Origin of the sequence: Brevundimonas abyssalis TAR-001, assembly GCF_000466985.1 — a bacterium.
Lineage (GTDB): Bacteria > Pseudomonadota > Alphaproteobacteria > Caulobacterales > Caulobacteraceae > Brevundimonas > Brevundimonas abyssalis.
Window position 1 is genome coordinate 1 of sequence record NZ_BATC01000091.1, and the last position, 7,436, is coordinate 7,436.

A 7,436-nucleotide genomic window follows, 5' to 3' on the forward strand; every position below is an offset into this window, starting at 1 on the left:
GCGCCCGAGGTTCAGGCGCGGGTGCAGGCCGAGGCCGACGCGGTGCTGGGTGACGATCAACCCGCCTTCGAGCACATGAAGCGGCTCGGCTTCACCCGCGACGTGTTCCGCGAGGCCATGCGGCTGTATCCGCCCGTGGCGTTCCTGGCGCGGGACTGCCCGGCGGGGGACCGGCTGGGCAAGAGGGACATTCCCCCCGGCTCGGTGGTCATGGTCTCGCCCTGGCTGAGCCATCGGCAGGCCGAGCGGTGGACCGAGCCCCACGCCTTCGACCCGGACCGGTTCGGCTGTCCCGAGGGCAAGGCGGCCATGGCGGGCGGCTATTTCCCCTTCAGCGTCGGGCCGCGCGTGTGCCCCGGCGCCGCCTTCGCCCTGCAGGAGGCGGTGCTGGTGCTGGCCATGCTGAGCCGCCGGCTGCGGTTCGAGGCCGACCCGGCCTGGACCCCTGTGCCGGTGGCCCGGCTGACCCTGCGGTCCGCGAACGGGGTGCAGCTGAGGGTGTTCAGGCGGGGCGGCGGGTGAGACTCCGGGACGGAAAAACAGTGCAATGAGAGTCTCACTTTTGCGGAATTGTTGAGCAGAAACAGCGGCGCTGATTTTTGTGAGTCTCATCAGGCTTCTTGCCGCCGGGCGACTGGACGGAAGGGCGGGGTGCTGTTTTCCGACTCCGCGTCCGCCATCTGGACCCCAGCCTTCGCTGGGGTGAGCGGTGGCCCCTGGTGAGACTCCGGGGCGAAAAAACAGTGCAATGAGAGTCTCACTTTTCCGGAATTATTCAACGAAAACAAACCAGTCGGAATTTCGCTGAGGTGTGGAGTCTCATTCGGGGCCTCTCCTGTTCATCGCAGCGCGAGATCGCTGCAGAGGCAGTGTAGGCGCGCTGGAGGGAAGGGGGACGAAACAGGGGCGCCCGCAGCGGCGAGGCCTTGCACGGCAAGGGACTGGATGCAGGAAATGGGGGATTAACGGGCGGGCCGACGGCCGATCGACCAACCCCCGTCATGGCCGGGCTCGTCCCGGCCATCCATACGCGCGCTTCAGCAAGCGGAACCTCGGTGGTCCCGTCGCCGGGTCCACCCCACAGGTCCGGGCGTATGGATCACCGGGACAAGCCCGGTGATGACGACGGAGAGAGCGTGGGCGCCTATTCCGCGTCCTCGCCGAGGTGGCGGTCCAGCCAGCCGAACACCTCGGTGTGCCAGCGCAGGCTGTTGCGGGGCTGGAGCACCCAGTGGTTCTCGTCGGGGAAGTAGAGGAACTGGCTCTCGATGCCGCGGCGCTGGAGTGCGGTGAAGGCGGCGATGGACTGGTCGGTGGGCACCCGGTAATCGCGGCCGCCCTGGATCACCATCATGGGGGTGCGCCAGTTCTGTACGTGGTTGACCGGATTGAAGGTCTCGTAGGTGGCGCCGGACTCCCACGGCGTGCCGCGGTTCTCCCATTCGGTGAACCACAGCTCTTCGGTGGAATAGCCCATGAAGCGGGTGTCGAAGACGCCGTCATGGTTGACCATGCACTGGAAGGCGTCGGGCCAGTTCCCGGCGATCCAGTTGATCATGTAGCCGCCGTAGGAGGCCCCCAGCGCACAGGCGCGGTTCCCGTCGAGGAAGTCCCAGGTCTCCAGCGCATGGGCCCAGCCCTTCTGCAGGTCCTCCAGCGGGCGGTCGCCCCAGTGACCGGAGATGGCGTCGGTGAATTCCTGGCCGTAGCCGACCGAACCGTGGAAATCGATCATCACCACCGCATAACCCGCGCCCGCATAGGTCTGGGGGTTCCAGCGGTAGGACCAGTAGTTGCCGAATGAACCCTGCGGCCCGCCGTGGATCAGGAAGGCGACCGGATAGGTCCCGCCCTCCACATAGTTTGCCGGCTTGATCAGATAGCCGTGCACCGTATTGCCGTTCCAGCCCTCGAAGGTGAACTGCTCGGCCTCGCCGAAGGCCAGATCGGACAGTTGCGGATTGGGGTCCAGCACCAGCCGGGGCATTTCGCGGCCCCGGTAGGTCTTGGCGTAGAGGGCGTTGGGGTGGGTCAGGCTGTCCAGGGCCAGGATGAAGCCTGACGGGGTCTGCTGGACGGCGGCCACATGGCCCTCGCCGGTGATGGGGATGACCGAGCCGGAGGTGACGTCGATCTCGAACAGCCGGACCTGACCGGTGTCATAGGCGGTGGCGTACAGGCTGCGGCCGTTGGCGGACCATTGCAGGCTGTCGGGCGACCGGTCCCAGTTGGCGGCGACCTGGCGCACCTGGCCGGTGGCCACGTCGCGCAGCATGATCTTCCACTGATCGGCCTCGAAGCCCGGGCGGCTCATGGCGCGGTAGGCCATGGTGCGGCCGTCGGGCGAGAACACCGGGCCGTCGTCCCAGGCGGGGTTGTTGTCGGTCAGATTGACCCGCTCGCCCAGGCCCTCGGCCGCGATGGGCTGGAGATAGATGTCGAAATCGGTGGACCAGGGCTCGCTGGTCCCGGCCTCGCGGGCGGCGAAGACCACGCCGTTGCCGTCGGGGGTGAAGGTGAAGGCGCTCTCGTCGCCGAAGGGGCGCGAGGGGGTGTCGCCGTCGAAGTCGCGGGTGGCCCAGATCGGCTCGCCGTCGGCCACGCCCTGACCGCTCAGGTCCAGCACGAAGACGTGGTTGCGCGTGCCGTCGCTCCACTGGTCCCAGTGGCGCACGAACAGCTGGGTGTAGAGGGTTCCGGAGTTGTCCGGCTCCTCGTCCAGGCGGGCGGCGGTGCAGGCCAGGTCCGGGCAGTCGGGGAAGACGGCGGCGGCCACGGCGATGCGGTCGCCCGCGGGGCTGAGGCGATAGGTCTGGACGTCCACGGGCAGGTCTGTGACCTGGACCGCGAGGCTTCCGTCGGCGTCGGTGCGCCAGACCTGCGACGAGCCCGAGCGGCTGGACAGGAAGAACAGCTGGCCGTCGGCGCTCCAGCGGGCGGTGTTGGCGCCCTCGTCGGAAATGGGCAGGCGGCGCGGTTCGGCCTCGCCGTCCAGATCCAGGATGTAGAGGCTGGTGGAGCCCCCGGCCAGCGGGGTGGCGCGCAGGGCGTAGACCACCTGGGAGCCGTCCGGCGAGACGCGCGGATCGGACAGGCGGTTGGCGTTCAGCATGTGCTCGTAGGTGAAGGGCTGCTGCTGCGCCGCGGCGACGGCGGGCAGGACGAGGGCCGCAACGGCGGCGGCGCAGACGAGGGCGGTTGGACGCATGACGATTTCCCCAGAGCCGGATGTGCGGCCACGGTTAGCACGGGGGTGCGCCCGGCGGAAACTGGACTCGCCCTGTCCACCCTCCGCTCATCCCCGCGTTGGCTGCCACGCGCCGCCCTTCGGGTCGCGGGGATGAGCGGAAATAAAGAGGCGATTCCCCCGCTTGCCCCGGCGCACGGCAAAGGCGAAACTTGCCGCCTCATGGTTCTCGCCGCCGCCCCCCACATCGTTGACCAGCTGATCGCCGAGCGTGCGCCGCGGCTGACCCGGTCGCTTGTCTGGCCGGTGGTCAAGCCGGTCCTGTACGGGCTGCTCAGCTATGCCCCCGCGCGCAGCATGGCCGATGCGGTGGCGGTGCGGTCGGGCGTCGATGCGCTCGCCTATGTGGCGGACCTGCTGGATCTGGAGGTGTCGGCCCTGCTGCTGGAGCGGCTGCCGCAGACGGGGCGCTGCATCGTGGTGGCCAACCATCCCACCGGCATCGCCGACGGACTGGCGGTGCACGAGGCGGTGCGGCGGGTGCGGGACGACGCCATCTATTTCGCCAATGCCGACGCCCTGCGGGTCTCGCCCCGTCTGGGCGAGGTGGTCATTCCGGTGGAGTGGGTGGAGACCAAGCGCACCCGCGAGAAGACCCGCGCCACCCTGGAGGCCGCCCGTCGCGCCTTTGAGGAGGAGCGCTGCGTGGTCATGTTCCCGGCCGGACGGCTGGCGCGGGTCAGCAAGAACGGGTCGCTGACCGATCCCCAATGGGCGGCCACGGCGGTGTCGCTGGCGCGCAAATATGAGGCGCCGATCATCCCGATCCATGTGTCGGGGCCCTATTCGAAGCTGTTCCACCTGTTCGACCGCTATTCGGCCGAGATGCGGGACATCACCCTGTTCCACGAGATGCTGAACAAGCGCGGCAAGCCCTATCGTCTGATCGTGGGCAAGCCGGTGGACGCGCGGCGGCTGGACACCGATGCGGCGCGGGCGACCTACGCCCTGAAGGCGTTCACCGAACGGACCCTGGCCAGCCAGCCGGATGCGGACTTTGCCTGAGGCCCGCCGGATCCTGCTGGCCGACGCGGAGGCCACGACGCGTCTGGGCGCGGCCATCGCGCCGATGCTGAAGCCCGGCGAGGCGGTGCTGCTGTACGGGCCGCTGGGCATGGGCAAGTCGACCCTGGCCCGGGGCCTGATCCGCGCCCTGACCACGCCGGACGAGGATGTGCCCAGCCCCACCTTCACCCTGGTGCAGTTCTATGAGAGCGAGCCGCCGGTCGCGCACTTCGACCTGTACCGGCTGACCCGCCCGGAGGAGGTGCTGGAGATCGGGCTGGACGACGCGCTGGATACGGGCTGCGCGGTCATCGAATGGCCGGAGCGGCTGGGGGACGATCCGGCGGAATTCCTCGGGCCGGACCGACTCGTCATAGAGATCGCCGAGGATGGGGACGGCCGGGTTGCGACCGTTTCCGGCGCAGGCGCGTGGAAGGACAGGATCCAGCATGTCGGATCGTGAGGCGGAACGGATCGAATTTCTCAAGGGCGCGGGCCTGGCCGACGCCCGGCGCGACCCCTTGCCCGGCGACGCCTCCACCCGCCGCTATGAGCGCCTGACCACGCCGACGGGCGCCAGCCTGATGCTGATGGATCAGGCCCCGGCGGCGGAAAGCCCGCCGTGCGACCCCGCCTGGACGCCGCAGCAGAGGCGGGCGGCGGGGTGGAACGCCACCGCGCGCCTGTCGGCCGGGCGCATCGAGGCCTTTGCGGCGGTGTCGAACCTGTTTCGCGGCGCGGGCCTGTCGACGCCGGAGATCATCGCCGTGGACGCGGGGTCCGGCTTTGCGGTGATCGAGGATTTCGGCGACGACCTGTTCGCGCGGGTGATCGAGGACGGGGAGCCGGCCGCGCCGCTGTATCTGGCGGCGGTGGAGGCGCTGGCGAAGCTGCATCTGAACGCGGTCATGCCCGACGTGCTGAGCGGGCCGGGCGGGGACTGGCCGCTGCTGACCTATGACGCCGTGGCGCTGCAGGGCGGCGCGGACCTGTTCGTGCAGTGGATGCCGAAGTTGAACCCGGCGCTGGATTTCGGCGCAGCGGCGCTGGCCGAGTGGGACGCGGCGTGGGCGCCCATCGCGGCCATGGGCGAGGCGAAGGCCTGGTCGGTGGCGCACCGGGACTATCACGCCGAGAACCTGATCTGGCTGCCGCAGCGGTCGGGCGACCGGCGGGTGGGCATGATCGACTTCCAGGACGCGGTGCTGGCCCATCCGTCGTGGGACCTGCACTCGCTGTTGCAGGACGCGCGCCGGGACGTGGCGCCGGAGCTGGAGGCGGTGGCGCTGGACCACTATTTTGCGTGCATGCCGGGCGTGGACCGCGAGCCGTTCCTGGCCGACTACGCCGCCCTGGCGGCCCTGAACGAGGCGCGCATCCTGGGGGTGTTCGCCCGGCTGATCGCGCGGGACGGCAAGCCCCGCTACCGGGCCTTCATGCCGCGCATGTGGCGGCATCTGGAGGCCAATCTGCAGAAGCCGGGCATGGAGGCGGTGCGCGGCTGGTTCGCGCGGCATGTGCCAGTGGAGGTCCGGACATGACGGGACCCAAGACCGCCATGGTTCTCGCCGCCGGCCTGGGCACCCGCATGCGGCCGCTGACCGACGACCGGCCCAAAGCGCTGGTGGAGGTGGGCGGCAAGGCCCTGATCGACCATGTGCTGGACCGGCTGGGCGCGGCGGGCGTGGAGCGGGCGGTGGTCAATGTGCACTGGTTCGCCGAGCGGCTGGAGGCCCATCTGGCGGCGCGCACGGGCGGGCCGGAGATCATCATATCCGACGAGCGGGCCGAACTGCTGGAGACCGGCGGCGGGCTCAAGAAGGCGCGGGGTCTGCTGGGCGATGACCCGGTGTTCGTGGCCAATATCGACAGCGTCTGGACCCAAGGTCGTCGGGATCCCTTGGCTAATCTCGTAAGTCTGTGGAATTCGAACTCTATGGATGCGGCTCTTCTGCTCGCCCGAAGGGAAGGGGCAATTGGCTTCGAGGGCCCTGGCGATTTTTCCATAGGCTTCGACGGCCATCTGCTTTTCCGAGGCGACAGACCGACCGTTCCGTATGCCTACATGGGCGTGCACATCACGAGACCTGATTACGCAAGTCAGGGACCAGATGGCCCGTTTTCCTTGAGCACCCTGTGGCGTCGATCGGAAAGGGAGTCGCGCCTTTACGGCTGCGTGTTGGACGGGGACTGGATGCATGTGGGCGACCCGGGCGCGCGGGATGAGGCCGAGGCCCGGCTGACGACCGCATGAGCCGCTTCGACCCCTTTGCGGGCGCCGGGGCGCGCTGGTGGTCCATCGAGGCGCACCGGCCGTTTCTGGAGGATCTGGCGGCGGGGGTGCTGGACTGGCTGGGCGAGGACGCGCCCGAGACCCTGAGCGACGCGGTCATCCTGCTGCCCAACCGGCGCGCGGCGCGGGCCTTCACCGAGGCCCTGACCCTGCTGTCGGGGGACCGGCCGGTGCTGCTGCCGCAGGTGCGGCCGCTGGGCGATCTGGAGGAGGACGAGCCGCCGTTCGCGCCGGGCGAGCTGGAGCTGGACCTGAAGCCGGCCATCTCGCCGCTGAAGCGCCGGTTCGAGCTGGCGCGTCTGGTGGCCGCCCACCACGGCGGGGCGGTGGAGCCCTTGCGCGCGCTGGAGATGGCCGAGGCGCTGGCGGCGTTTCTGGACTCCTGCCAGATCGAGGAGGTGGCCGACCCGGGCCGGGTGGCCGATCTGGTCGAGGCCGATCTGGCCGAGCACTGGCGTTCCACCGCCGCCTTCCTGGCCGTGGCGGTGGAGGCGTGGCCCCGGCGGCTGGAGGAGCTGGGTCTCAGCGACCCGGCGGCGCGGCGGGTGACCCTGCTGAAGCGGCTGGCCGAGGCGTGGGAAGACAGGCCGCCGGCCTTCCCGGTGATCGCGGCGGGCTCCACGGGCACCGTGCCCGCGGCGGCGGCGGTGCTGGGAGCCGTGGCCCGGGCGCCGTCGGGCTGCGTGGTGCTGCCGGGACTGGACCGAGACCTGTCCCAGACGGCGTGGGACCAGATCGCCGACGACGACGGGGAGCAGCATCCGCAGGGGGCGCTGAAGCGCCTGATCGGGCGGCACGGCATCGACCGGGCCGAGGTGCGGGCCTGGCCCGCGCGGGACACGGGCGAGAGCGCGCGGCTGGGCCGGGCGCGGCGCCGGCTGATCGCCGAGG

Annotated in this window: 6 protein-coding genes and 1 pseudogene; 6 read left to right on the forward strand and 1 reads right to left on the reverse strand. The window is 70.1% G+C overall.

Annotation, left to right across the window (positions count from 1 at the left end; genetic code table 11):
• The coding region (locus MBEBAB_RS14215; RefSeq protein ID WP_045319443.1) for a cytochrome P450 at positions 1 to 522 on the forward strand (522 nt) is incomplete at its 5' end.
• A 622-nt stretch (positions 523 to 1,144) separates the two neighbouring features.
• On the opposite strand, the gene MBEBAB_RS14220 is transcribed toward MBEBAB_RS14215, so the two are convergent.
• The gene (locus MBEBAB_RS14220) at positions 1,145 to 3,208 is read right to left on the reverse strand and encodes a S9 family peptidase (RefSeq protein WP_021698685.1); all 2,064 of its coding nucleotides are present in this window, start codon (positions 3,206 to 3,208) and stop codon (positions 1,145 to 1,147) included.
• A 201-nt stretch (positions 3,209 to 3,409) separates the two neighbouring features.
• On the opposite strand from MBEBAB_RS14220, the gene MBEBAB_RS14225 reads away from it, so the two are divergent.
• From MBEBAB_RS14225 to MBEBAB_RS14245, 5 genes and pseudogenes are all read left to right on the forward strand, one after another.
• On the forward strand, positions 3,410 to 4,252 hold the full coding sequence (locus MBEBAB_RS14225) for a 1-acyl-sn-glycerol-3-phosphate acyltransferase (protein WP_021698686.1): 843 nt from the start codon (positions 3,410 to 3,412) through the stop codon (positions 4,250 to 4,252).
• The gene (tsaE, locus tag MBEBAB_RS14230) at positions 4,236 to 4,715 is read left to right on the forward strand and encodes a tRNA (adenosine(37)-N6)-threonylcarbamoyltransferase complex ATPase subunit type 1 TsaE (protein ID WP_045319444.1); all 480 of its coding nucleotides are present in this window, start codon (positions 4,236 to 4,238) and stop codon (positions 4,713 to 4,715) included. Before MBEBAB_RS14225 ends, tsaE begins: the two co-directional genes overlap by 17 nt.
• Complete coding sequence (gene amgK, locus MBEBAB_RS14235) at positions 4,702 to 5,793, forward strand: N-acetylmuramate/N-acetylglucosamine kinase AmgK (RefSeq protein ID WP_021698688.1); 1,092 nt, start codon at positions 4,702 to 4,704, stop codon at positions 5,791 to 5,793. The genes tsaE and amgK overlap by 14 nt, the downstream gene beginning before the upstream one ends.
• Positions 5,790 to 6,506 (forward strand): N-acetylmuramate alpha-1-phosphate uridylyltransferase MurU, encoded by a 717-nt coding sequence (gene murU, locus MBEBAB_RS14240; protein WP_021698689.1) that lies wholly within the window; start codon positions 5,790 to 5,792, stop codon positions 6,504 to 6,506. Before amgK ends, murU begins: the two co-directional genes overlap by 4 nt.
• Positions 6,503 to 7,436 (forward strand): annotated as a pseudogene (locus tag MBEBAB_RS14245) (double-strand break repair protein AddB); the annotation flags it as partial. The gene murU and the pseudogene MBEBAB_RS14245, both read left to right, overlap by 4 nt.

Coding starts and splice junctions, on each gene's coding strand:
- MBEBAB_RS14220 (WP_021698685.1), bottom strand. CDS start 3,208: ATGCGTCCAACCGCCCTCGTCTGCGCCGCCGCCGTTGCGGCCCTCGTC.
- MBEBAB_RS14225 (WP_021698686.1), top strand. CDS start 3,410: ATGGTTCTCGCCGCCGCCCCCCACATCGTTGACCAGCTGATCGCCGAG.
- tsaE (WP_045319444.1), top strand. CDS start 4,236: ATGCGGACTTTGCCTGAGGCCCGCCGGATCCTGCTGGCCGACGCGGAG.
- amgK (WP_021698688.1), top strand. CDS start 4,702: ATGTCGGATCGTGAGGCGGAACGGATCGAATTTCTCAAGGGCGCGGGC.
- murU (WP_021698689.1), top strand. CDS start 5,790: ATGACGGGACCCAAGACCGCCATGGTTCTCGCCGCCGGCCTGGGCACC.